This is a genomic window from Arcicella sp. GW458-12-2-14-TSB2 (assembly GCF_059423785.1).
Genome location: NZ_JBWKYN010000076.1, coordinates 1 through 26239, shown reverse-complemented (window position 1 = coordinate 26239; position 26239 = coordinate 1). Strand labels below are relative to the sequence as shown.

Annotated in this window: 19 protein-coding genes; 10 read left to right on the top strand and 9 right to left on the bottom strand. The window is 36.0% G+C overall.

All coding sequences use genetic code 11. The annotated features are described in order from the left end of the window. Window positions 1-137: 137 nt before the first annotated feature. Complete coding sequence (locus AC07XN_RS12470; protein ID WP_309920796.1) at window positions 138-1277, top strand: 2-isopropylmalate synthase; 1140 nt, start codon at window positions 138-140, stop codon at window positions 1275-1277. Between the two features lie 70 nt (window positions 1278-1347). On the opposite strand, the gene AC07XN_RS12465 is transcribed toward AC07XN_RS12470, so the two are convergent. The 4 genes from AC07XN_RS12465 to AC07XN_RS12450 all read right to left on the bottom strand — a co-directional run bounded on the left by AC07XN_RS12465 (window position 1348) and on the right by AC07XN_RS12450 (window position 6693). Then, window positions 1348-2637 carry an aminotransferase class V-fold PLP-dependent enzyme gene (locus AC07XN_RS12465; RefSeq protein WP_494743324.1) on the bottom strand — a complete coding sequence of 430 codons (1290 nt, stop codon included), beginning with the start codon at window positions 2635-2637 and terminating at the stop codon, window positions 1348-1350. 127 nt (window positions 2638-2764) lie between these two features. Beyond that, the gene (locus tag AC07XN_RS12460) at window positions 2765-4144 is read right to left on the bottom strand and encodes an efflux RND transporter periplasmic adaptor subunit (protein WP_309920788.1); all 1380 of its coding nucleotides are present in this window, start codon (window positions 4142-4144) and stop codon (window positions 2765-2767) included. Between the two features lie 53 nt (window positions 4145-4197). Next, a complete protein-coding gene (locus AC07XN_RS12455) occupies window positions 4198-5655 on the bottom strand; it encodes a TolC family protein (RefSeq protein WP_494743323.1) in 1458 nt (485 codons plus the stop codon). Between the two features lie 291 nt (window positions 5656-5946). After that, a complete protein-coding gene (locus tag AC07XN_RS12450; protein ID WP_494743322.1) occupies window positions 5947-6693 on the bottom strand; it encodes a M15 family metallopeptidase in 747 nt (248 codons plus the stop codon). A 133-nt stretch (window positions 6694-6826) separates the two neighbouring features. Here AC07XN_RS12450 and AC07XN_RS12445 point away from each other — a divergent pair, with 133 nt between their 5' ends. Both AC07XN_RS12445 and AC07XN_RS12440 read left to right on the top strand, forming a co-directional pair. Further along, window positions 6827-8062 carry a nucleoside recognition domain-containing protein gene (locus AC07XN_RS12445; protein ID WP_494743321.1) on the top strand — a complete coding sequence of 412 codons (1236 nt, stop codon included), beginning with the start codon at window positions 6827-6829 and terminating at the stop codon, window positions 8060-8062. A gap of 398 nt (window positions 8063-8460) precedes the next feature. After that, complete coding sequence (locus AC07XN_RS12440) at window positions 8461-9726, top strand: nucleotide sugar dehydrogenase (protein WP_494743325.1); 1266 nt, start codon at window positions 8461-8463, stop codon at window positions 9724-9726. A 137-nt stretch (window positions 9727-9863) separates the two neighbouring features. On the opposite strand, the gene AC07XN_RS12435 is transcribed toward AC07XN_RS12440, so the two are convergent. The 3 genes from AC07XN_RS12435 to aspS all read right to left on the bottom strand — a co-directional run bounded on the left by AC07XN_RS12435 (window position 9864) and on the right by aspS (window position 15558). Next, window positions 9864-12272, bottom strand: coding sequence for a TonB-dependent receptor (locus tag AC07XN_RS12435; protein ID WP_494743320.1), 2409 nt, complete (start codon window positions 12270-12272; stop codon window positions 9864-9866). Window positions 12273-12283: 11 nt separating this feature from the next. Next, complete coding sequence (locus AC07XN_RS12430) at window positions 12284-13426, bottom strand: DUF4249 domain-containing protein (protein ID WP_494743319.1); 1143 nt, start codon at window positions 13424-13426, stop codon at window positions 12284-12286. 368 nt (window positions 13427-13794) lie between these two features. After that, window positions 13795-15558 (bottom strand): aspartate--tRNA ligase, encoded by a 1764-nt coding sequence (gene aspS, locus AC07XN_RS12425; protein WP_494743318.1) that lies wholly within the window; start codon window positions 15556-15558, stop codon window positions 13795-13797. Between the two features lie 231 nt (window positions 15559-15789). On the opposite strand from aspS, the gene crtD reads away from it, so the two are divergent. From crtD to AC07XN_RS12410, 3 genes are all read left to right on the top strand, one after another. Further along, window positions 15790-17268 (top strand): 1-hydroxycarotenoid 3,4-desaturase CrtD, encoded by a 1479-nt coding sequence (crtD, locus tag AC07XN_RS12420; protein WP_494743317.1) that lies wholly within the window; start codon window positions 15790-15792, stop codon window positions 17266-17268. Window positions 17269-17339: 71 nt separating this feature from the next. Further along, window positions 17340-18230, top strand: coding sequence for a hypothetical protein (locus AC07XN_RS12415; protein ID WP_494743316.1), 891 nt, complete (start codon window positions 17340-17342; stop codon window positions 18228-18230). Between the two features lie 70 nt (window positions 18231-18300). Further along, window positions 18301-18777: a DUF4293 domain-containing protein gene (locus AC07XN_RS12410; RefSeq protein ID WP_309920765.1), complete on the top strand. Its 477-nt coding sequence runs from the start codon at window positions 18301-18303 to the stop codon at window positions 18775-18777. A 115-nt stretch (window positions 18778-18892) separates the two neighbouring features. On the opposite strand, the gene AC07XN_RS12405 is transcribed toward AC07XN_RS12410, so the two are convergent. Together AC07XN_RS12405 and pdxR are read right to left on the bottom strand one after the other, a co-directional pair. After that, window positions 18893-20413: a serine hydrolase domain-containing protein gene (locus AC07XN_RS12405; protein ID WP_494743315.1), complete on the bottom strand. Its 1521-nt coding sequence runs from the start codon at window positions 20411-20413 to the stop codon at window positions 18893-18895. A gap of 121 nt (window positions 20414-20534) precedes the next feature. Continuing rightward, window positions 20535-21983, bottom strand: coding sequence for a MocR-like pyridoxine biosynthesis transcription factor PdxR (gene pdxR / locus AC07XN_RS12400; RefSeq protein ID WP_494743314.1), 1449 nt, complete (start codon window positions 21981-21983; stop codon window positions 20535-20537). A gap of 94 nt (window positions 21984-22077) precedes the next feature. Between pdxR and AC07XN_RS12395 the strand changes: the two genes are divergently transcribed. The 4 genes from AC07XN_RS12395 to AC07XN_RS12380 all read left to right on the top strand — a co-directional run. After that, a complete protein-coding gene (locus AC07XN_RS12395) occupies window positions 22078-22734 on the top strand; it encodes a pyridoxamine 5'-phosphate oxidase family protein (protein ID WP_494743313.1) in 657 nt (218 codons plus the stop codon). 213 nt (window positions 22735-22947) lie between these two features. After that, entirely contained in the window at window positions 22948-23469 is a 522-nt protein-coding gene (locus tag AC07XN_RS12390) for a DinB family protein (protein WP_494743312.1), read from the top strand. A gap of 99 nt (window positions 23470-23568) precedes the next feature. Further along, window positions 23569-24750 (top strand): ATP-binding protein, encoded by a 1182-nt coding sequence (locus AC07XN_RS12385; RefSeq protein WP_494743311.1) that lies wholly within the window; start codon window positions 23569-23571, stop codon window positions 24748-24750. Continuing rightward, on the top strand, window positions 24743-26239 hold a 1497-nt coding region (locus tag AC07XN_RS12380; protein ID WP_494743310.1), incomplete at its 3' end, for an ATP-binding protein. The genes AC07XN_RS12385 and AC07XN_RS12380, both read left to right, overlap by 8 nt.

Here is a 26239-nt window from a genome sequence, read left to right as displayed (position 1 = left end):
GTTTAGAATTTAATTCTATATAGACTTGTTTTTTGTGGTTTTTTAGAATTTAATTCTAAAGATGAGAATTTGTAAAATTTGTTTTTTCTATAATCACGTGTTATTTTTGATTAAGAATCCTTCAAAAAGCAATAACCATGAGTCAGAAAATTTTAATATTCGATACCACCCTTCGCGATGGCGAACAAGTACCGGGTTGTCAATTAAATACCGAAGAAAAGTTACAAGTTGCAGAACAACTAGAACTACTTGGGGTAGATATTATCGAAGCTGGTTTCCCGATTTCTTCACCTGGAGATTTCCGTTCGGTAGAAGAAATTGCCAAATTAGTTAAAAATGCCACTGTATGTGGGCTGACTCGTGCCAAGAAAGAAGATATTGATGCGGCCGCTGCGGCATTAAAGCATGCTAAATATCCAAGAATCCACACGGGTATCGGTTCATCAGATACACACATTAAGTATAAGTTTAACTCAACACGTGAAGAAATTCTAGAAAGAGGTGTTTGGGCTGTAAAATACGCAAAGTCGTTTGTAGAAGATGTTGAGTTTTTTGCAGAAGATGCTGGTCGTGCAGATTTAGTATTCTTAGCACAATTGACAGAAGCTGTGATTGATGCAGGTGCTACAGTGGTTAACTTGCCTGATACTACTGGTTATTTGTTGCCTCAACAAATGTTCCAACGCATCAACTATTTGTTTGAAAACGTGCCGAATATCCACAAAGCAGTAATTTCAATGCATAATCACAACGATTTAGGATTGGCTACTGCTAATACCATTGCAGGAATTCAAGCAGGTGCAAGACAAGTAGAGGTAACTATCAACGGGATAGGGGAACGTGCTGGTAATACTTCTTTAGAAGAAGTTGCCATGATTTTGAATACACATAAAGATTTAGGTTATCATACAGGTATCAATGCAAAACAACTTTATCCATTCTCGCAGTTTGTTTCTAATTTAATGGGAATGCCTGTACAAGCGAATAAAGCGATTGTAGGAGCGAATGCTTTTGCACACTCTTCGGGTATTCACCAAGATGGTTTCTTGAAACATACTCAGAACTACGAAATCATGAGCCCTGAAGATGTGGGTGTTCCTTCTTCTGCTATCGTATTGACTTCTCGCTCGGGTCGTGCTGCCCTTCGTCACCGTTTACAGTTACTAGGATTTGAATTTGAAAAACCAGATTTAGATAAACTTTATACCCGTTTCTTGTTGATGGCTGATGCCCGTAAACAATTGAACGATGAAGATTTGAAAGAATTGGTTGGCTAAAATATATCAAACAAAATACAAAAGGCTTCTCTGATTGTTCAAGGAAGCCTTTTGTATTTTATATAATCCACTAAACTTTAGTCGACAAATACTTTAAGCCGTCCAAGAGTCTATCTAAATCTTGCAGACTTGTATAAACATGTGGCGTTACCCTTACTCCATCTAATTTTTCCCATTTTACAGGCGATGTATGGATTTTATATTTAGCGAACAATTCCCCTTCTATTTTGCCTGCATCCAATCCCTCCACACTAAAATGTGATAGCGCTCCTGAGTATTCAGCTTTCAGAGGAGTATTCAATTTGATTTTAGGCATTGAGGAAGCCTCTTTAGCCCAATAGTTTTTCAAAAAGCGAAGACGAGCCTCTTTTCGAGCATTCCCAATGGCTAATTGAAAGTTTAAAGCCTGCCCAATCGCTTGTTCGATAGGGAAGGGACGAGTTCCGAGATTTTCAAACTTCCTGATATTGTCTCCATTAGGTTTGTCATTAGGAATTAAGGGAAACACTTTACTGATTTTCTCTTTTTTTATCCAAAGCATCCCCGAGCCAATGGGCGCTGATAGCCATTTGTGCAAACTGGTTCCGTAATAGTCTCCACCCAAATCAGGAATTTTGTATTCTAAATGGGCGAATGAATGTGCCCCATCTATCAATACCTCAATACCACGTTTGTGGGCTTCCTCTGCGATACGTTTGGCAGGTAAAATTTGTCCGTTCCAATTAACAATGTGCGTTATATGTACCACTTTAGTACGGGGCGTCATTTGTTCAACATACTTTTGAACAATCAAATCGTTGTCTTCCAAAGGTAAATCAATGTTTACATAATTGATTTTTAATCCTTCACGGAGTTCTCTTTGTCGCCAAGCATGTAACATATTTGGGTAGTCATATCTACTCATTACGATTTCGTCGCCACGAGTCAGGGGCAAGCCTAAAATAACCGTGTCAAGGGCTTCGGTAGCATTGCGATTAATGGCGATTTCTTCAGGAGAAACACCTGCAAATTTTGCTAGGTTTTCGCGTAGTGGTTCACGACCTTGGTCTAGAATCCTCCACATAAAATAGCTTGGGGCTTCATTGGCTAATTTGTTGTAGCGTTCTACGGCATTTTGCACAACCGTTGGGGCTGGACTAACCCCGCCATTATTCAAATTAATGATTTGAGGAGAAACCGTATAGGCTTGTTGAATTTGATACCAAAAGTCTTCATCAGAAGCCATTAACGTGGCTGATTTATCTGGTGAAAAACTACTAATCGACTGTAAGTCGTTGGAAGATAAACCTTTAAATGTTGGAAGTAAGGAAGTACCGGCAAGCGCAGTAACTTGGTTTAGAAAATTTCGTCTTGATGTCATATTTAGTTTGTTTTACATAAATATACAAAACAATTCAACACGATGTGGCATGTAAGTACACAAAAAAGCCAGTCAAAACATTCCTGACTGGCTTTTTCATAAACCCTAAACCAAACTAATCTATTGACTATTTTTTGTCTTTTTTAACTTCTTTTTTGTTCACTAATTCACCGTCTTTTAATTTTTTAGAAACGGTTAAATAAGGACCAGAAATGATAGTTTCGCCATCTGTTAAACCTGAAAGGATTTCAATATTTTCAAAGTCAGAGATACCCGTTTTTACTTCTTTCATTTTTGCTTTGCTGTCTTTTCCTAGTACAAAAACTACTTCTTTAACTTTCTCTTTCTTGATTACTTTTTCATCTTCCTTAGCCTCTGCAGGTGCATCACCCTCTTTTTTCTCTTCGCCGTCTTTCATACTTGGGTCACGAGTAGTAACTGATGCTAGGGGTACAGATAAAACGCCATTTTTGCGGTCAGTAATAATTTCAACAGACGCTGTCATTCCCGGCTTTAATGGATATGAGTGTTTGCCTACAATTAAATCTTGATACGATTTACGCAATACTCTAATTTTTACTTCAAATTCCGTTACTGCATCAGTTGAAACAGTGGTAGCAGAAGTACTGCCTAAGCCATTGGCTGAACTAGCAATTTCATATACTACACCTTTGAATTTTCTGCCAGAAGCACTGTATGAATCTACATCAATAATTACAGTGTCATTCATTGAAACACGTGTAATATCGTTTTCGTTCACATTTACACGTACTTCCATTTTATTTAAATTGGCAATTCTAAGTAGTTCAGTACCAGCCATTTGAGACGTACCAACTACACGTTCGCCTAATTCAACATTCAGCTTTGAAATAGTACCACTCTGCGGAGCATAGATAGTTGTTTTCGTTAAGTTAGCTCTTGCTTCTTTCAAAGCAGCTTCCGAACTTTTAACGTTGAATGATGAAGCCAATACACTTGCCTTTGTAGATTCTACATCTTGTTTTGCTACTAAATACTGCGAATTGAATTGGTCAAAATCAGCATCTGAAATTACTTTGTCATCATGTAATTTCTTATTACGGTCATAATCAATTTTAGCTTTCAACAAACGTGACTCTGCTTGAGATTGCATTGCTTTTGATTGCTCTACTGATGCCTTAGATGAATTTACTTGTGCCTCTGCCCGAGCCAATAATGATTCATAATTATCAGGACGAATTTTCAAAAGTAATTGACCAGCCACTACAGAGTCACCTTCGCTTACATATAGTCCTACAATTTCCCCTGAAACATCGGGCGAAAGTTTAACTTCAATCTCAGGTTGAATTTTCCCAGAAGCGGATACTCTTTCGATAATATCAGCTTTTTTTGCTTTAGTGAATTCAACTTCTGTAGATGGTTCTTTTCCAATGAGGCCTTTTTGTTTTGCAACAATTAATGCAATAACTAATACCACGATGATTCCACCTAATATCCACCAGATTTTATTTGAAGATTTCTTTGCCATAATGTTGGGTAATTGTGTGATGATGTGTAATCGTTCTATACACAAATCACAAGTTAAAAGGTAAGTGGTTTATTTTGATAATAATCTAAGATTTTTGTTCTAAAAATAAAGTCATATTTTGCTTGTACTTGGTTGCCACGAGCTTTGTCAAGGTTTGTTTTTTGTAAACTGTAGTTAACAAAATCAATTGCTCCAGCTCCAAATCTACTTTCTGCTGCTCTGAAAGATTCCTCCAACGCTGTTACTTGTACCGTTAAAGCATCAAAGCGTTTAGCAGCGTTATTCATGTTTGTGTAGGCTTGTTCGATGTTCTGGCGTAGTGTTTGGCGAGCTAACTGGGCGGTATAGTCAGCATTGCTTTTTTGGATTTTAGCTTGTGCTACTCTGTTTTTGTTTAAGAAACGGCTAAAAATAGGAATAGTAGCATTAAAACCAAAGCCATAATTGGCGGTATTTTTTAGCTGTTGAAAATAAGCTACTGTTCCGTCTTCTACAAATTTTGTTTGAGAAACAATCAATGGGTAGTCTACTCCATTTACATTTACATTTCCTAAATTAGAAGTAGTTACACCATCTTGGCGGTAAACTTTCTGAGCGTTAGACTGGTTAGCACCTAAGCTAGCTCCTGCAGATATGGTTGGTAAAAAACCTGCTCTAGCAATATCAATACCTTTGATGGCACCTTCAATTCTCAAATCGGCTGCTTTTATTGTAGGCTGTGCTTTTTCGGCAATTTCATATATTTTAGCAGCAGTAGCATCGTATCCTTCAGAAGTAGTAGGAACAGGTAATGCAATTCTTTCAACGGTTACGTCAGTAATGTTTTTATCATTCAATAATTGTATTAATGATAATTTTGCTAAATCTAAAGTACTTTGGTTATTGATAACCGTAGTTTCTTCTGTCGCTAATTGTGCTTTTAAATCTAGTAGGTTAGACTGTGGTAAAGAACCCGCATTGACTAACTTTTCAGTACGTTGAATTTGTAAAGCCGTAATTTGTGTCTGGCTCTGCGAAATCAGTAGAATGTCTTGCGCATTTAAAATATTAAGATATGCTAAAACTACTTGCAAAGAAATGTTTTCTTTCATTGCCTGTAAATCTAATTCAGTCGCTTTCAACAATAAATCATTCTGAAGTATCGTATTTCTTAATAGAAAGCCGTTGAAAAGAGTAACGTTAGCATTAACACTTAAGCTGTTGTAATTGATGTTCTTTTCAACATAAGTGTTGGTGAATGGGTCAAGGCTTCGACCAAAGTTGAATGATTCATTAATTGAACCATTAGCGTTGGGCAAACGATTATCTCTTGATTGTTTCAATTGTAAGCCATTCAATAATACTTGGTTTTCACTTTGTTTTATTGAAATGTTGTTTTTCAAGGCAATGTTTACAGCATCTTGCAATGATACTTTGGTTTTATCATTTGAGCTTGCTTGGATTGCGTTTTGAGCTTTTGCTTGAAAAGTCAATAAAGTAATGCCTGTTAGGATTAGTAATGAGAATTTCATAATTCTTATAATTTATGGTTCAATGTTACGAATGATTTTTGGGGCTTTAAAAATTTTTAGGATAAACGGCTATGATGCTGTGATAAAAGGGAAATAGATATTATCCTCTAGAATTTGTGTTCGTAGAAGTTAGTGCCTAAAATATTTATTAACTCAAAACCACAAGGAATATGCCATTGGGTATAAGCAATTGTTTTACAGATATTTATGGATACTTATAAAGTAAAAAAGTGTCCGTTTTCGGACACTTTTTTATTAAAATCGAACGATTGACAGCTTTTTACTAAAAAACTATTCAATAATCTGATAAATCTGTTTTGCTTGTCTTCTGGAAACAGCATTAAAATGCCACCACTCGTAATCAATTGCTGTAAAACCTGCTGATTTCATAACAGTGCGAAGTAGTATTCTATTGGCTACTTGCTGTTTCGTAAGTTTCTTTTGGTCAAGAAAATAATCTTCTTTAATGGGATATGCCAAAGCCCCAAAGTAATCATACTTAGTGCCCATGTCTAATGCTTTACCGTCTGCTGTAGCTATGGTCAGATCAACAGCACTACCGTAATTATGAATTGACCCCTCGGCCGGGTTTGCTACATATTTGGCTCTTTCTTTGGGTGGATATTGCGAAAGTGTATTCCATAATATTTTTTGGATGCTATGCGGTCTACCGCCATCATATACCAATAGCCGATAATTTGGGTATTTCTGTTGAAGAATAGTATTGGCTTGTTTCAACATTTTCGCTGGTCGCTTCTGCATAAAACAATTGGTGATACAACCATAGACATCTTTTCCCACAAAATTATCTGTAGTAGAGTATTTCAATTCAACTAAAACAGAGGGGTCAATTTCTTGAATATTGACTAATCCTTGTTGAGCCATTTTTTGCTCATACTCACAGTCCGTCTGTAGCTTCTTCTTGAGGTTCTTTGGAGGATTATGATCGTTTTTCTCAACTTTCGCTTCTTTCACATTAGCCGAAACTACCAGATAAGGCACCCAAAAAAGTAATAGACAGAAAATTTGTTTTCTCATATTGTTGATGTCATTAAAGAATAAAACATAAATTTAAGGGTGAAATGCTTTGAATAGTGAAAATAAAGCAATTTTAGCTTTTAATACTTCTGTTCAAGTTTTTAAATTGAGCTCATAAAACCCTAATGATAACATGGCCTTAAATTACCTTTGGATTGCCTTTTTTATTGTCGCTTTTATTGTCGCATTAATCAAACTCATTTTTACGGGAGATACCGAAATATTTAAAATAATTATTGATGGAATGTTTGATTCTTCCGAAGTGGCGGTAATGAAAATAGCTTTGCCTTTGGCGGGTGTCATGACTTTTTTTATGGGTTTATTAAACATTGGCGAACGTGCAGGTGCTATCAATTTTCTAGCCCGTTTAGTAGGGCCATTTTTTAGCAGATTGTTTCCTGAAATTCCTAAGAACCATCCAGCCAATGGACAGATGATTATGAACTTCTCGGCCAACATGCTAGGACTGGATAATGCCGCTACACCGTTTGGGCTAAAAGCCATGCAAAGTCTGCAAGAATTGAATCCGAGTAAAGATGTGGCGTCTAACGCACAAATCATGTTTATGGTGTTGCATAGTGCTGGGCCAGTACTGATTCCCCTTAGTATCATGGCACAGCGTTCTATTTATGGTGCCGCTGACCCATCTGATATTTTTATTCCTTGTTTGATAGCTACTTATATAGCTACGGTTACGGGATTACTGTTTGTAGCCATTCGTCAAAAAATCAATTTGTTAGATAGGGTAATCCTTACTTGGTTAGGGGGCATTTCATTATTTATCGGATTCGTGCTTTGGTATTTTTCAAGTATTCCGAAAGAACAAATTGAAGTGGTTTCAAAGATTTCTTCCAATGTTATTCTCTTTACATTCATCATATCATTCCTTGTAGGAGCATTAATAAAAAAAGTAGATGTTTTTAGTGCCTTTATTGAAGGGGCAAAAGGCGGATTTGAAACGTCTGTCAAAATTATTCCCTATTTAGTGGCAATGCTTGTAGCGATTGGTGCTTTACGAAATTCTGGAGCATTAACGTGGGTAGTGGATGGCATGAAATATGCCTTTGCGTTAACAGGAATGAATACAGACTTTACCGACGCGTTGCCTACTGCTTTGATGCATCCTTTGAGTGGGGGTGGGTCAAGGGCAATGATGATTGATACCATGAAAACCTTTGGGGCTGATTCTTTCGCAGGTCGTTTGTCTTGTGTTTTTCAAGGGTCTTCAGATACCATTTTTTATGTATTGGCTTTGTACTTTGGTTCTGTCAATATCCGCAACACTCGTTATACACTTTGGGCGGGCTTAACAGCCGATTTAGTAAGTATCATTACGGCTATCTGGGTAAGTTATATTTTCTTTCATTAAGCTTTTAGCTTTGAGAGGTGAGCTTTGAGCTATCAAGTTTCGGTCATCGGCTATCTGTTTTCAGCTTTTGGAATAGATTAAGCATCTGCGAAAATCAGCGTTTTAGAATCTCTGAAATCTGCGGGTAAAAATATTGATTAAAAGCTTTGAGCTATCGGCTTTCAGCTTTTGGAATACATTAAAAATCAGCGAAAATCAGCGTTTTAAAATCTCTAAAATCTGCGGGTAAAAATTCTCCCTGAAAATCATTTTAATAATGATTCATTCGCCTAACATTGAAAAAAATGTAGTATAAGCTTACCTTTATGTTTTAATTCAAAAATTCACTACTTAGTAAAGTAATAGGAGTCTTTGAAGAGGTAGTAATTGACAATAATAAAGTTTTAAAATTGAAGTTCATTTTGGATATACAAGCAACGAAAATCGCAATTATTGGCCTTGGTTATGTAGGCTTACCTTTGGCAGTAGAATTTGGGAAAAAGTACCAAGTTTTAGGTTTCGATATTAATCAAACACGTGTAGATGAACTAAATGCTGGTCACGACCGCACGCATGAGGTAGCATCAGCACAATTAAAAGCTTCTGAGAAACTTACTTTTTCGGCTACGCCTGAGATGCTAAGTAGCTGTAATATATTTATCGTAACCGTACCTACGCCGATTGATAAATACAAAAAGCCTGATTTGATTCCTTTGCTTTCGGCCAGTAAAACGGTTGGGAAGTATCTAAAAAAAGACGACATTGTTATTTATGAATCAACCGTATATCCGGGCTGTACAGAAGAAGACTGTGTTCCTGTCTTGGAAAAAGAAAGTGGATTGATATTCAACCAAGATTTCTTCTGTGGTTATTCACCTGAACGCATCAATCCGGGAGATAAGATTAATACCTTGACTAAAATCAAGAAAGTTACTTCGGGGTCTAATGAAGCAATTGCTGAGTTTGTTGATAAGTTGTATGGCTCAATTATCGAAGCGGGTACTTATAAGGCATCTTGTATTAAAGTTGCTGAGGCAAGTAAGGCTATCGAAAATGCTCAAAGAGATGTAAATATTTCGTTTGTCAATGAATTATCCTTGATATTTGATAAAATGGGTATTGATACCTCAGAAGTATTGGAAGCAGCAGGTACCAAATGGAATTTCTTGAAATTTAAACCGGGCTTAGTAGGCGGACACTGTATTGGGGTAGACCCTTACTATCTATTGCATAAATCAGAAAGCTTGGGCTATTATCCTCAGGTTATATTATCGGGAAGACGAGTAAATGATAACATGGGGATTTTTGTAGGAGGAAAATTGATTAAATTATTAATCAAGAAAGGACATAAAATTGAAGGTAGTAAAGTCTTGATTTTGGGTATTACCTTCAAAGAGAATTGTCCAGATATTCGTAACTCAAGAGTGATTGATGTATATCAGGAATTAAAGGAATTTGGTGTGAAAATCGATGTTTATGACCCTTGGGCTGATAAAAAAGAAGTTCATGAAGAATATGGCATCACACTTATCGATACAATTTCCGAAAAATATGATGGTATTTTACTAGCTGTTTCGCATGACGAATTTCAACAATTGGATTTAGAAAAACTTAAAAATCCAGACGCAGTAGTGTACGATATTAAGTCTTTATGGAATAAAAATTTAGTAGATGCTAGATTGTAAAAAATTATCATTTGTTAATAGCAATAAATGTTATATCTTTACCACGCCACTGATGGTGGGACTAGATAGAAAAAAAGACGAGCAGCTTTGTTCGTCTTTTTTTGTTGTATTTTGATGATGATAAAATTAGGGACTCATCACAAAAATTTAAAATTATATGTCAGTGAAGGGATAGGAGAGCCAAAGATAGTTAGTTGATACGCTCTTAGACCGTTCTCTGGTCTGAGATATACTGAGTATGCATTTGCACGCCCGTACAAGTTATAGACTGCAAAAGTCCACGAGCCTTCCCAGCGTTTTTTCTTTAGACTAGGGTTATGGATAGTCCAAGAGAAGTCGAGCCGATGGTAGTCTTTGATTCGTTCATTATTTCTATCCAGATAAAAAGGATATTTCACATCATTATATTCAACAAATCCATTTGGTAAGGTAAAAGGTCGACCAGTATTGTACACAAAAGTAAAACCAAATTCATGGTGTTTGCCTTGGGCAATACTGATGGTAGCATTAAAACTATGGGGTCTGTCAAAGTTTGTTGCATACCAATTACCATTATTGATTTGCTCTTCAAATCGTTCCCCTATTTTTATTTGGTTCAAGGCCCTAGAATACGTATAGTTTATCCAACCTGTGGCTGCTCCTTTTTTCTTACTAAGCATTAGTTCGATACCATAAGCTTTACCTTTGCCTTGTAATGTTTGAGTTTCTATATAAGGCTGAAACAGGAAATCTGCTCCGGGTTTAAAATCAATAATATTTTCAGTATTACGATAATATGCTTCTAATGAAAATTCATAAATATTGTCTTTAGCATTTTTAAAGTAACCTATAGAAAACAATTGACTTACTTGTGGCTTAATATATTTATTACTTGTTGCCCAACGTGAGGTAGGCAGGGGTGTTGTTGTATTAGATACTACCTGTAGGTACTGCCTCATTAAACTGTAGCCAAACTTAATAGAACTTAGTTCACTAAGGGTATATTTTAAGGCAAGGCGTGGTTCAAAGCCTCCGTAATTTGCAGAAGACTGGCCAGATTGGTAAAAGGTTGAATCAATAACACTAAAATCAGATTTAGGTAATGATGGGTCATAGTCTCTGACGGTTGTTGGTCCCATTGCCCAGTATTGAGAATACCTAAGCCCGAAGGATAAATTAAGACGTTTGCTCAAGGCATATTCATCTTCTATATAAATACCCGATTCTATACTTTTTTCTTCGGGTGCAGAGATGTAATTAACACTTTGGGAAGTGCCAGGATTAAGTGTCCCCGGATTAATATTGTATAAAATACTACTGATGCCTACCTCTATTTTATGTAGGTCTGTATTATAGCTTAAGCTTGATTTTAGCTGGTGATATTTAATGCCTGATTCGATGGATACTTTATTATTACTATTTAATTCTGGCAACAAAGTTTTAGGTTGATAGTTGGTAAACACTGCCACAGTTTGAAGGTTTAGCTTATTGTTGAAAGCATAAAACCATTTCAGAGAAGCATTGATAGTACTATAATCATACTGGGTGGAGGTAGCATTCACGTTTCCAATAGTCCCTAATAAATCGGTTTGAAAGAAGTCTTTGCTTAAATATCCAGAAAAAGATAATGTGTTTTTAGTGTTTATTTTATAGTATATTTTTGTGGCAAGGTCATAAAAATTTGCTTTGATATTCTCTAGTCTGGGTGGACCCAATCTGAACATAAAGTCATTGAAAGACGCTCTTCCAGAAACCATTATTCCTAATTTATTTTTTATCAAAGGTTGTTCTACGGTCAATCGATTAGATACCAGACTAATACCACCTGTCATTTTGAATTTTTCTAAAGATGGATTTATCATAAAAATATCAATCACCGACGAAGCTCTACCACTGAATCGAGCAGGAATTCCACCTTTATATAAATCCAAACCAGATACGGCATCTGGAGGAAAAATTGAGAATAACCCAAAAAGATGCGTTGGATTAAAAATGGGAGTATCGTCTAAAAGAATAAGGTTTTGGTCTGTTGTACCCCCTCTGATATTTACGCCATTGGCGGCTTCACCAACAGAAGTAACCCCTGGTAACATTTGTAACCCTCGTAGAACATCGGTTTCTCCCATCATAGCAGGAATTCGCTTAATCATCTTTATACTCAAAGGGTTTACGCCTAATAATGGTCTGGCTACATTATTATTCCCCCCTTGGCTATTCACTACCACTTCATCTAACTCACGAGAGACATTTACTAAGTTGACATTTAAATTGATATTTTGGGTATTGACAGATAACTTCACATTAAAAGCTCTATACCCTAAATGATTGATAGAAAGAGAATAATTACCCTTTCGTAAATATAAAGTATGCACCCCCGTACTGTCTGAAGAAAAATAGACTTTTTGAAAATCAACTCTTACAGCAGCTTCTTTCAAAATACTGTTATCACTTGAGTCTCTAACGGTTATTTTTATTGTTACAAAACGCTGTTTTTCAGCTTCCTGTGCTAAGCCGTTGAAATGGAATAATAGAAAGAGGCTTATAAATATTAGTATTTTTGTTTTCATTCGTTTAGAGGTTATTGCCAGCCTTCAGGTTTAAAAGGAGTACGGCTTGCACTTTTTTTACAAGTAGCTAAAGGTGCCATCGGGCTAGGGTCATGCACTACTACGTGCCCTAAGATATTAGAACGTTCACCTGTAGCGGTTGCTCTGTCTATCCAATGGCGTTTCTTTTGAATATTAACTACACTAAAATATCCGACTATTTTTTCTTCGGGATTGGTGATATTACTAATATTACCAACAATTGCCGTAGGAGGAGTATCGGCAAGCCCACCATTAGTTTGTGTTTGCGATTCAAGGTTTTTATAGAAAGTATAAGCATCAGGAGAAATACACATCTGCTGAATTTCAACCAAACATCCAGAGACAAAATAAAAAGGTATTTGAGCCACACGTTTACCAGTAATTAAGCGACCGTCTGATGCCAAATCTGAGAATACATTTACTTTGTCACTTTTCATAATGCCATAACACATGGTCATACAGGTATAGTCATAATAGGGTTGTCTTGAGCCTGGCATGGGAATACAGCTTTCAGTATAAGGGCTATAAATACTAGAATAACAGGTAATACACTCTTCTAGCTTTTCAAAGTGGATATATCTCCATAGGTAATAGTTTTTTTGTGAAGCAGGGTCTTGGAAGTCTATAAAAACATCGTTGGAAGAGACAAATTTTTTGCCATCTTCTGAAAGCCTACTTTGAGGGTTAAAACTATCATGAATATTTAGGATTGGCGGTGTTATAGATGCCTGCTGAGGAGATGATTGATACTTTTGTTCACCTTTTTCAGCATCATATAAAGTAAAATTCAACGTATATTTTTCAGAAGGTTCAATACTGAAATTTGGAGGTGGAACGAAAATGCCTATTCCAGTTTGTACCAGTTCTATTTTTTGTTTTGAATTAATCAAATAAATATAGACATCTAAAGGCGAAGCAGGTTGTGTACGAGTGTAACCATTAGTATAGACAGAATACTGAATTTTGATGGTATCAGGGTTTTCAATGTCATTGGTAAGCAGTCCCTGAACAACCAGTATTTTATTTTCCTGATTAAAATTAACATCATAAGGGTCTATACAGGAATACAATCCCGTTAAGATTAAAACGGAAAGAAAAAGGCGATTAATTGAGGCAATGAATTGATTATTCATGTATTTATTGAATAGTAAGAAGTATTTATTTTAAGCGTGAATCGATGTTGTCAATCTAGCCGAATAACAATGAGAAATTATTAAATGATGTTTTAGTTAGCTATATTTTTCATTTTTTTTACTAAAAAACACCTGTTGAAATCAAAGGGAGAACAATCTGCCAGATGAAATTATCTTGACATTTTATATATCGAAATTAACGATATTTTTATGTATTATACACAAAAAGTACAATATAATTATTTAGAGTATCGGCTTTACTATCAAAAAGAGCAAAAAAAAACAGTAGCAAGCCTTGAAGGTTTGCTACTGTTTAAAACGCTTTTATATTGTTATTTAGACCTTATGTCATTCTGCATGACCGAATACTAAACCACAGTACGAATTTTTAATTCATCTAATTGTTTTTGATCGATTGTTGAAGGTGAGTCAATCATGATATCACGTCCTGAATTGTTTTTCGGGAAGGCGATAAAGTCACGGATTGAATCTGAACCACCGAATAAAGAACAAAGACGGTCGAAACCGAATGCTAATCCACCATGTGGAGGCGCTCCGTATTCAAAAGCATCCATCAAGAAACCGAATTGATGTTTTGCTTCTTCATCCGAGAATCCGAGTACTTCAAACATTTTTGCTTGTAGTTCTTTTTGGAAAATACGGATAGAACCACCGCCTACTTCAACGCCATTGATTACTAAATCGTAAGCATTTGCACGAATTTTTCCTAATTCTCCTGTTTCCAAATACTGTAAATCCTCTGGTTTAGGGCTAGTGAAAGGGTGGTGCATCGCAAACCAGCGGTTTTCATCTTCGCCATATTCTAATAATGGAAAATCTACAACCCAGTGAGCAGCATATTTTTTAGGGTCACGCAAACCTAAACGATTACCCATTTCAAGGCGTAATTCATTCAATTGCTTACGTACTTTATCACCAGTACCCGAAAGAATCAAGATTAAATCCCCTTTTTCAGCACCGAATGCTTCAGCCCATTTCTTCAAATCTTCTTCTGCATAGAATTTATCTACTGACGATTTTAAGCTTCCATCAGCATTGTAACGAAGGTAAATCATACCTTTCGCACCAATTTGCGGACGCTTTACAAAGTCAGTTAATTCATCAACTTGCTTACGTGTATATTCCGCACAACCTTTGGCGTTGATACCCACTACGATATCGGCAGCATCGAATACTGGAAAATCTTTGCCAGAAGTCAAGTCGATTTCGTCGCTTTTCAATTCCACAAATTTCATATCAAAACGAATGTCTGGTTTGTCTGAACCATAATATTTCATGGCGTGTGCATACGTCATACGTGATACTTCGCCCAATTCCATATTTTTTACGTTCAAGAACAAATGGCGAATCAAGCCTTCAAACATATTCAATACGTCTTCTTGCTCGATGAACGACATTTCGCAGTCAATCTGAGTAAACTCTGGCTGACGGTCAGCACGTAAATCTTCATCACGGAAACATTTTACGATTTGGTAGTAACGGTCAAAGCCCGAAACCATCAATAATTGTTTGAATGTTTGTGGTGATTGTGGTAAAGCATAAAACTCACCAGGGTTCATTCTTGAAGGAACGACAAAGTCTCTTGCTCCTTCAGGAGTAGACTTTATCAATACAGGAGTTTCTACTTCTATAAAATCTTGTTTGTCGAGATAATCTCTTGTAAAACGTGCCACTTGATGACGCAACTGTAAGTTAGCTCTTACAGGATTACGACGTAAATCTAGATAACGATATTTCATACGAATATCATCACCGCCATCTGTGTCGTCTTCAATCAAAAACGGAGGCAATTTTGCTGGGTTGAGTACTTCCAAAGAAGTAACTTTTACTTCAACATCGCCAGTCGGAATTTTATCATTTTTAGAAAGACGTTCAACTACATTACCTGTCGCAGCAATTACAAATTCACGACCGAAGGTACGAGCCAAATCTAACACTTCTTTAGGCGTTTTGCCTTCTTCAAGCATCAACTGCGTGATACCGTAGCGGTCACGGAGATCAATCCAGATCATACCGCCTTTGTCACGAGTTTTCTGTACCCATCCACAGAGGGTAACCGTTTGGTTTACATTTGTGAGGCGGAGTTCGCCATTATTATGTGTTCTGAGCATAAAGAATTTATATCCTGCCACAGGCTTTGTTGCGAAAATCAATAGGAATTTTCCAATTCCAGATAGGCAGAAACTTGTGGTAAGTTTTTATTTTTTGCAAAATTACAGAAATTAGACGTTTTGAAAACTATTTGATGAGTTTAAAGATTGGTATTTATAGAATGATTGATAAAATAGATTGAATAAATTAAATATTTTTAGGTACGATTCTATAAAATCGTGCTATGATTTATGAAAAAAGTAGCAATAATTGGAGCAGGAATTGCGGGAATTTCAACCGCCATTCGGTTGGCTCATAAAGGTTTTGAAGTAGCTGTTTTTGAAGCAAATACTTATGCTGGAGGCAAATTGAGCAGTTTTGAGCGCGAAGGCTATCGTTTTGATGCGGGGCCCTCTTTGTTTACCTTGCCACATTTGGTAGACGAACTTTTTGAGTTAACAGGCAAAAATCCTAACCAATATTTTGATTATGTAAAGTTGCCAGATATTTGTCATTATTTTTGGGAAGATGACACAAAACTTACCGCTTGGGCTGAAACTGAGCGATTTGCAAAAGAAGTTGAGCAAATTACGGGCGAGTCTGCACAGAAAATTCTGGATTTCTTGAAAGACAGTGCTTTTAAATATGAAGTATTAGACGGGCTCTTTTTACAAGACTCATTGCATAAACTTTCTACATGGACATCGCTGAAAGCCTTGAAGGGTTATCTGAATTTACCTAAACTTGGTATTTTCGGAACGATGAACGAGGCAAACGAAAAATTATTTAAGAACCCTAAGATTGTACAACTATTCAATCGTTATGCTACTTATAATGGGTCAGACCCTTATCAAACCCCTGCTACGCTCAATATTATTCCTCATTTAGAATATAATATCGGAGCTTTCTTTCCTAAAAAAGGTATGGTTTCTATCACAGATTCATTGGTGAAACTAGCCGAAGACTTGGGTGTAACATTCAACTATGAGAGCAAAGTAGAAGAAATATTAGTAACCAACAAAAAAGCGTCGGGCATTCGGTTTAGTAATTCATTACAGCAACATATTGAGAAAGATGTTGACATAGTGGTTTCGAATATGGATGTAACCCATACTTATCGCAAGCTTATGCCCACCCAACAGCATCCAGAGCGGTTATTAAATCAGCCCAAGAGCAGTTCTGGCGTGATTTTTTATTGGGGAATCAAACAGCAATTTGCCGAATTAGGACTTCACAATATTTTCTTTAGTGACGACTATCGTAAAGAATTTCAAACGATGTTTAATGATAAAGCTATCAGTCAAGACCCCACTGTTTATATCAACATTACTTCCAAACTAAAAAAGGATGATGCTCCCGAAGGCTGTGAAAATTGGTTTGTACTTATCAATGCACCAGCCAATGAAGGACAAGACTGGGATAAAATCATAGCTGATACTCGCCAAAATGTGATTAATAAAGTATCGAGGATATTAAAAGTAGATATTTCCGACTTAATAGTATGCGAAGAAATTCTTGACCCACGAACTATTGAATCGAAAACGTCGTCGGCACAAGGAGCTTTGTATGGCAATTCATCCAATAATCGTTATGCGGCTTTTTTAAGACACGCAAATTTTTCGTCCAAGATAAAAAATCTATATTTTGTAGGGGGAAGCGTACACCCCGGTGGAGGTATTCCTTTGGCAATTTCCTCGGCTAAGATTGCTTGTAAATATATCGACGCTTAGAATAATAATCGTATCAATTAGGGGTTTTTAATGTATCATTTGTCTTGCTTAAAACTAAAGCTTTATAAAATATGAAAAGACTAATCGCTATACTGGTTTTGATGATTTCTTGTGTGAGGGTTTCGGCACAAAACGTTTTTACGAAAGTTCCGACTTTACCCCATACGCATGAGGTTGATATTTTTTTCTTGCATGAATTGCCCATTAAAGAGCCTTATTTCAAAACATTGATGATTGAAACCGATGGCAATGATTATAACGATGCCCTTGTACAGCTCAAACAAAAGGCACAGTTATTAGGGGCTGATGCAGTAATTATCCTTAATTACGACAGAGGACACCTGATAAGCATCGGAGCTAAGTACAAAAAAAACATGGCTGCTATTGATTCTACCGTGGCTTTTTTAAAAACCATCAGAGTAGTGCCTATCAATAACAACAAAGGCAGTGGTGATATTCAATTTGATATTGATGGGACGATTAAGCCTAACCAGAGCAAAGAACTGATTAATTATTTTGAAGATAATATTCTGAACTATGATTTTGATTTTCTGATAAGCGATAAGTCTTCCCGTTGGCAAGAAACCGCCGACATCTATAATCGAATTGAAAAACGAAAACTAAAAAACAATAACGGAATCGTAGTAAAAAAGGTAACGCTGAATTATGTGGATAGCAATAGTAAGATTCCGCAGGTTTTAGAGGTAGACGATATCAATCAAAATTATGCCTCTTCGTCTATGTGGCATACCGAAAGATTGTTCCCCGTGTATAATAACATAGGAAAACTTACTGAACTAAGTGTTTATTGGAAAAATGCATTGGTGCGTCGTCAACAATTATTTTATGATGCTAAAAACCGCTTAATCATGGCTGATTGGGTAAAATTTGAAAACCAGAAGCCAATTCCTTTCCTTCGGGTAGAATATGAATATTATAAAAATGCGGATTTGAAATTGTAATCTTGCGTACATTCGTAAAGTTTTAGAACTTTGCCTTATCAAATTTAAAATTTACGAATTATATAAAGAGATGCTTCAAAGAATTCAAACCTTATTATTACTTGTCGTTGCCGTAGCAATGGCATCAGTAACAGTTTTACCTATCTGGGAAAAAAATAGTGCTTTGTTGAATGAAAGGGTAGTGTTAACTGCTTTTAACCTTGAACATTGGAAAGAGAATGCTTGTATCAGCACTGCTAGTACGGCAGTTATTGGTATTTTAGCCATTATCGCTGTTTCGATTGCGATTTTTTCTATTACGCAATACAAAAAAAGGGTATTACAAATGACGTTGGGTTTAATCAATTCGCTATTGATTGCCATAACGCTAGGAATTACTTTTTATGAAGTGTTTAGAGTAGGTGTACCGATGTTTGAGCCAGAAGCCCAAGGAAACTATGGTGCTGGTTTTGTAGCATCAGTAGTAGCAATGTTAGCCAACATGATTGCTAACCGTTTTATTCGTAGAGATGAAATGTTAGTGAAGTCTTCTGATAGAATGAGATAGAGATTTAAATATTTTACCCGCAGATTTACAGAGATTTTTATCGCTGATTTTCGCAGAATATATCATATCTGCGAAAATCAGCGGTTTTTATCTGCAAAATTAGCGGGTAAAAAACTTATTTAGATACCTGTTTAATATGATATTCCTGTATCAAAGCTGGATTCTCTGGCGTCAACGTGAAGCTAATTTCAATATTGGCTTTTTCTCCTTCTAACACAAAAGTGCCCCTCAGATTATTCTCTGGTTTAATTTCTTTTATTCCTAAAATTTTTCCTGCATTTTCAAAAATGGGTGTTGCTTCTTTCTGCAAGCTTGGCACGAAATAATCAAGAAAGAAGTTCTCAGCGAAAATGCCGCTGGTTTCTGCATTTTTCCAAGTAGGCAATAGTGCTGTTAGCTCATTAATTCGTTGTTTCAGAATCGGCGAAACAGGAATTGGTGTAGGCTTTAGTTTGGCTAATGCTACCAAAGTATCCAATATTTGAACATTGAAATAACCAGCATTGGCATAAGTAAGATTACTAAATGAAATTACCCCAATACCATAATCTTGCAGGATACGCCAGTTACTACCAAAGCCCGGTAAACCACCGCTATGCCCAACCGAACGCCTACCTTCGGCATCAGTAGATTGCCCTAAACCATAACCATAAGCACTTGCTATTGCCACTTTACGACCAGTAGGATATTTATAATTTTGGTTTACACCAATAAATTGCCAAGGTTGTTGCATTTCTCGAACGGAACTTCTTTTTACAGGCCCTTTTTCAATACCATCGCTAGCTGGCCACACAGATTGATGAAAAGCTACATATTTACTAAAATCTTCTATCGTTGTAATCATTCCGCCCATCGCTCCATACGCACCGTCGTGTAATAATGGTTGTTCTACCCATTCTTCGTTCAACCAACGGTAACCATGTGCCAATTGCTCGGCAGGCACTTTGCTATATTCCCAATAGGTGTGGTTCATGCCTAAAGGTTTTAAAATATTCTCGTTGATGTATTGTTGATACGACTTTCCAGAAACTTTTTTGATGATATATCCCAACATCGCAAAACCCATGTTGCTGTATTCATAAGCAGTACTTGGATTATTAGAGAACGTGATTCCTTTTTTGAACATTTTCAACATAGCCTCGTCGCTGATAGCCAACTGACGGTCGCCCCAAGGATTATCTTCTGGAAAACCTGCTGAATGTGTTAATAAATTGCGGACAGTAATTTCTGGGGCATCTTTCGTCAACAAATGTTGTCCTTTTAATTCAGGGATGTACAAATACGCAGGATTATCCAACTTTAGTTTGCCTTCATCCCTTAATTTCAAAATAGCCATAGCCGTAAAGCTTTTCGACATGCTGGCAATTCTAAAATCTGACTGTATGGAGGATGGTATTTTTTTCTCAAGGTTGCTATACCCCACAGCCCCCGAATGTATTAATTTGCCATCTACTACCAAGCCATACGTAAAAGCAGGATAATGGTTTTTTTCAGCATAAGCTTTGAAAATTTGATCTATTTGAGGTAAACTAGCTTTAATATTTTTTAAGCGTTCGTCCTCATTTTGTGCTTTTATTTGATAGCTACCTAATGAACAAAGAAAAAGGCAGAGGAATAGTAATTTTTTATAAATCATTTGTTTGTCGAGTTTGTGAATACGATGTGAAAAGAATAATCCAAAATACTTAAATTATTAGATAATCTACTGTATAAAAATGAAATTAATTAACAAATATTTGGTGACAGCAAATTGATATTTAAATAGCATTTTTTAAAATCTTTACTGCATCCTCAGTTTCTTTAAAATTCATGGAAGCAAAACCTATTCTACAAGCATTCTCAGACGGATATGCTGACCCATCCGAGATATAAAGTCCATTTTTGGCAACCTTCTTAGCGAGGTCTATCAAAGAAATACTTTTGTCGAACTTTGTCCAGATAGCCATACCGCCATCAGGAATTTTAAAGTCGATAACGTTCCCCAATTCCCTTTTCAATAAGTCACAAGTAAAGTCTCGTCGTTCTCTGTAGATTTTCAACACTTTTGCGGCATGGCGTTTTAGTGTGCCGTTTTCTAACATATCTGCTAAGGATAATTCCAGAATCGTATCACCTTGTCGGTCTATAATACGCCTAAGCTTGGCGAGTTCTTCAATGATTTCTTGGTTTGCTACAACATAACCTACCCGAAAAGTAGGAGCAATTTTTTTAGTAAACGAACCAATATACACTACTAAGCCATGTCGGTCTGCACTTGCTAAGGGTAATACGGGTCTATTTGCATAATGAAAATCATAATCATAGTCGTCTTCAAGAATATAAAAACGATACTTTTCTGCCAAAGCCAATAGTTTAATTCTACGTTCGGGTGTAAGCGTCACCGTAGTCGGGTGATAATGATGTGATGTAACATAAATTGCCTTAACAGTTTTTTGTAGGCAAATATCCTCGATGGCATCCACAACAATACCATCCTCATCAATGGGAATAATATTGAGTTTTGCTCCTAACGTAGCAAAGGTCATATTAGTAGCAGGGTAATTTAAAGCACCCACAATTACCTCATCTCCTTTTTCAAATAGAGCTAAGCCAACCAAATAAATAGCCATCTGGCTTCCTCTAGTAGTAATAATCTGTTCAGGGGTTGTATTCATGCCACGTGTTTCATTTAACACTTTTGAAAAAGTTTCACGAAGTCGCCATGTGCCATATACAGAGGTGTAATTAAGTACTGAGGGTTCCCCAAACTTAATATAATGAGCATACAAACGAGCTAGTTCGTCTCTAGGTGCTAACCGTACATCAGGTAGCCCGTCATTAAAGGCTAGTCGTTGTGTAATAACAATAGGAATTCTTACGTGGCTATTCTTAGGAAAATCCATCGAAAAATTATCTTTACCTTCTTCCTGAAAGTCTTTTTGCGATAATAGAATAGGCTTTACATGGGGTAGATGTTGAGCAATGAAAGTGCCTTTTTTAGGCAATACCTCAATCCAACCTTGCGAATACAATTCATCGTAGGCTGCTACAACTGTTTTTCGATGCAGTGCCAGTAGCTCTGCCATTTGTCGGGAGCTCAACAGTTTTGTACCTGTCTTCAATATTCCCGATTGGATATTCTTGATGATTTCATTGGCTATTTGTACATAAACAGGCAAAGAAGAATCCTTCCTGATGTCAAGTAAGGTTTTATAAGGTATTTCCATCTGGACTACTTGTATGCGAAATTGTGGAGTACTAAACTAATCCAGTAAAGATAGAAATTTGTAAAGATTATTGACCGTAAACCCAATTAAAAATATGGCAACATTACCAATTACCGAAAGAACAAAAATTAGTCGTGCAGCAAAAAAAGGCGATTATACAGAAGAAACTATCCATAGTATTTTAGATGAAGGGCTTTTCTGCCATGTATCTTATGTAGAAAGAGAAACACCCATGTGTATTCCGACAGGCTATGGCCGTATCGGCAATACATTATATATTCATGGTTCAGTGGGAAGCCATTTTATGCGTGCCATTGCCGATGGCAGAACCGTTTGTATTAGTGTATCTTTGATTGATGGATTAGTATTAGCAAGGTCAGCTTTTAGCCACTCCGTCAATTATCGTTCTGTAATTATGTTTGCCCCAGGAACGATGGTTACAGACGAAACCGAGCGATGGGATGCATTAGTAGCTATTACAGAACAATTTATTGCAGGGCGTTGGGATAATGTTCGTCTCCCCACTAAAAGTGAAATGCAGAAAACAATGATTATTTCGTTTCCTTTAGAAGAAGCTTCAGCAAAAACAAGAACAGGACCACCCAATGATGATGAAGAAGATTATGATTTTCCTGTTTGGGCAGGGGTTTTACCTTTAAAATTACAGGCACAAAATCCTATTCCCGATCCAAAAATGCAATTTGATTTACCTGTGCCAGAATATGTTAGTAAATTAATTGTGAATGAGTGAGTTTTTAAATTGTGAATTAGTGAGTTGTGATTGAGTGATTAAATATTGAGTCAATTAACTTTAGTATTATTTATTAAAAATTGATTTACTTAATCACAATTCATTAATTTTTTAGCTTTGTCAATTCTTTAAGAGTTGACAAAGCTAAGGTTAACACTATATTTATCCCCAAATCACTCATTCACAATTCACTAACTCACAATTATAAACCTCATGCAAATCCTACCTCCATCATCCGAAGAAAATTTTGGTCTTTTTAGTAATTATATCAATAAAGTAAATACCCTCGAATTACTAAAAGGCCTAGAAGACAACCAATCAATACTGATTCAAAAGATGCTTTCTTTAAATGAAGCAACCTTAAATTATCAATATCAGCCTAACAAATGGACTATCAAAGAAGTGGTAGGACACGTGATTGATACAGAAAGAATCTTTGCTTACCGTGCTTTACGCTTTGCCCGTCAAGACAATACCCCTTTGGCTGGTTATGATGAAGTATTATATGGTGATACCTCTAATGCTGGGCAAAGAAGTATTCAAGATTTATTAGAAGAATTTACGGCTGTCCGCAAAGCTACCATTACTTTGTTCAAAAGTTTAAATGAAAAAATGCTTGAAGAGAGGGGCGTAGCTAGTAGTTTTACTATTTCCGTACGTGGTTTAGGCTATGCTATTTTAGGACATTGTACGCATCATTTGCAGATTATTGATGAGCGATATTTGAAGCGTTAGTTATCTAACTCTTCAAATACTTAATTTTCCTTTAAATATAGTGTTTTTATTTTGCAATAAAAAAAATGCAATATATATTTGCAATAAAAAAAATGCAAAATGAAATTAAGCATTGGTAAAACTGCAACTGGTGATGATTTCTTCTTAAGAGATGATATTGTAGCCGAAATTTACGAAGCCCTTAACGAAAGTGATAGTCTATTGCTTTCTGCTCCTAGACGTGTAGGTAAAACTTCTATTATCCACTATATCAAAGATAATCCCACTGAGGAATATTATTGTGTGTATGTTGATACAGAAGATGTTACAGATAGCCAAACTTTCTTTAAAGTATTACTTAAAGCTATTTTTGATATTGAAAACAAGAGTCGTTATCAAAAAAGTATTGAAAAAGCAGGGAAGAAAATCAAGGGATTTCTGAGTAGTATTGACAACATTGATGTTGGTGGTTTCTTTTCAATAGATTTCAACGAAAAAGCCAATGAGCACATTGATTATTATGAAAAATTTAAAGACTTTTTAGAAAAAGTTGATTTAGATAATCGTAAAATATTATTGATGATTGATGAGTTCCCAGTAACGATTGAACATATCAAAGATGAACAAGGAGAACAAGCTGCTAGAACTTTTCTAAAGCAAAACCGTGCAATTAGGCAAAATAATAAATACAATCAAAAAATAAAGTTTATTTACACAGGTTCAATCGGGTTGCTTTCGGTTGTTAAGAAACTGGATGCCACCGCAGATATTAATGATATTTCATCATATAAACTTCGCCCACTTTCTTTAGTAGAAGGCTTAGCATTAGCTCAAAAACTTCTTCATACCTATCAAATACAAGCCAACGAAGAAGATTTAAAATATCTGCTTCAACAAAAAATAGAGTGGCTTATCCCATTTCATATTCAGCTCTCCATCAAAGAAATTCGTGATTTGTATCGCCAAGAAGCAAAAGAGGTGAATCAGGCTTTTATAGATCAAGCGTTCAAAGAACTTATTTTGAATGGAGGGATTTATTTAGACCATTATCGAGGACGCTTGAGCAAGGTTTTCAATCGAAATGAATTAACGTTGGTACATGAAATTTTGAAGAAATTAACCGAGAATCAATCGGTTAATGAATTAGAATTATATGATTTAGCGGTAAAAACCCATCTTGAAAGCTCTTTTAAAAATATTTTGCTCACGCTTGAATACGATGGATATATTGTAGAGTTAGTAGGAAAAAAATGGCGGTTTTATTCTCCAATTCTTAAACAATGGTGGTCGAAAAATGTCTGATAGAAAACATACCTACTTATTTAACCCTCCTCAGAAAGACCCAAAAATACTGAAAGCAGAATTTGTGGTTAGGACGGCTATTTTTGAACAAATCTTTGCCGATATTCAGTCGGATACCATGCAGAAACCGCCTCAGCATTACATGCTTTTAGGACAAAGAGGTATGGGCAAAACTACCATGCTTTTAAGGTTAAAGTATGCTATTGAAGATGACGCAACCCTCAACACATGGCTTTTACCCATTGTTTTTAATGAGGAACAATATTCTATGCCCGATTTGGCTTCCTTTTTTGAGCATATAGCAAAGCTTCTTGCCGAAGACCATCCTGAGTATGAAAAACTGTTGAATACTATGCGAGTGCACGAATACGAGGAGGATTATGAGCAAAAAGCATACGAGATTCTTGTAGCATGTTTAAAAGAAAATCAGCAAAAAATCATTGTTTTCCATGATAATTTCGGGCAGTTTTTGGAGAAAATAGGCAAGATTTCGACCCATCGTTTGCGAAATATTTTAATGAATTCATCAGAAATTCGCTTAGTAGGTGCATCGGCTACTTTACTTGAACATACTTCTAATTACAATAAGCCTTTCTATGATTTCTTTTATCAAATTCGCCTCAAAGGGATGAATGTTGATGAAACAATTTTGCTCTTTGAAAGGCTGGCCGAAAACGAAGGAAAAACAGAAGAATTTGCTGAAATACTGAAAACTGAACGTGCACGCATAGATGTTATGCGAAAGCTATCGGGTGGAGTAATCCGTACGATGGTGATGCTTTTTGATGTTTTTATTGATAATGAAAAGCAGGATAGTTTTAAAGATTTAGAAGCGATTTTAGATAGAGTGACACCACTCTATAAACATCGCATGGACGATTTAAAACCGCAACAACAACTCATTGTAGATGCCGTAGCAAAAGCTTGGGATGCTGTAACAGTAAGTGAAATTGCTGAGATAGCTCGCGCTGATAGACAAGGCTTAAAAACCAACCAAATTTCTGCTCAATTAAAACAATTGGTTGATAATCAAATCATTGAAATTGAACCACGCACTACAGGGCGTACTAATTTATACCGTTTACAAGAACGTTTTTTTAATATTTGGTATTTGATGCGTTATTCTACTCGTCAAGATAAACAAAGAGTAATTTGGTTAGTGAAGTTTTTAGAAGGTTGGTGCGATACCAAAGATTTAAAAGAACTTTTTACAAGATTTGATAATAATCTGGAAAAAGGAACTTATGAATTAAATACTGTTTTTGATAGAGCTGTGGCTTATTCAATGATAGAGAATGATGAGGTTTTGGAGGAGAAAATAGAATTGCTAAGCAAGGCGATTGAGCATTTGGATAAAAATAAATTTGATGATAAATTATTGGATATTTTAAGAAATAACAAATCTGAAATTAGCTATAATAATATAAATAAGTTAATGTTTAAATATGCTGTTTCCTTATTTAGTAGAGAGCTAAATAACGTTATAGAC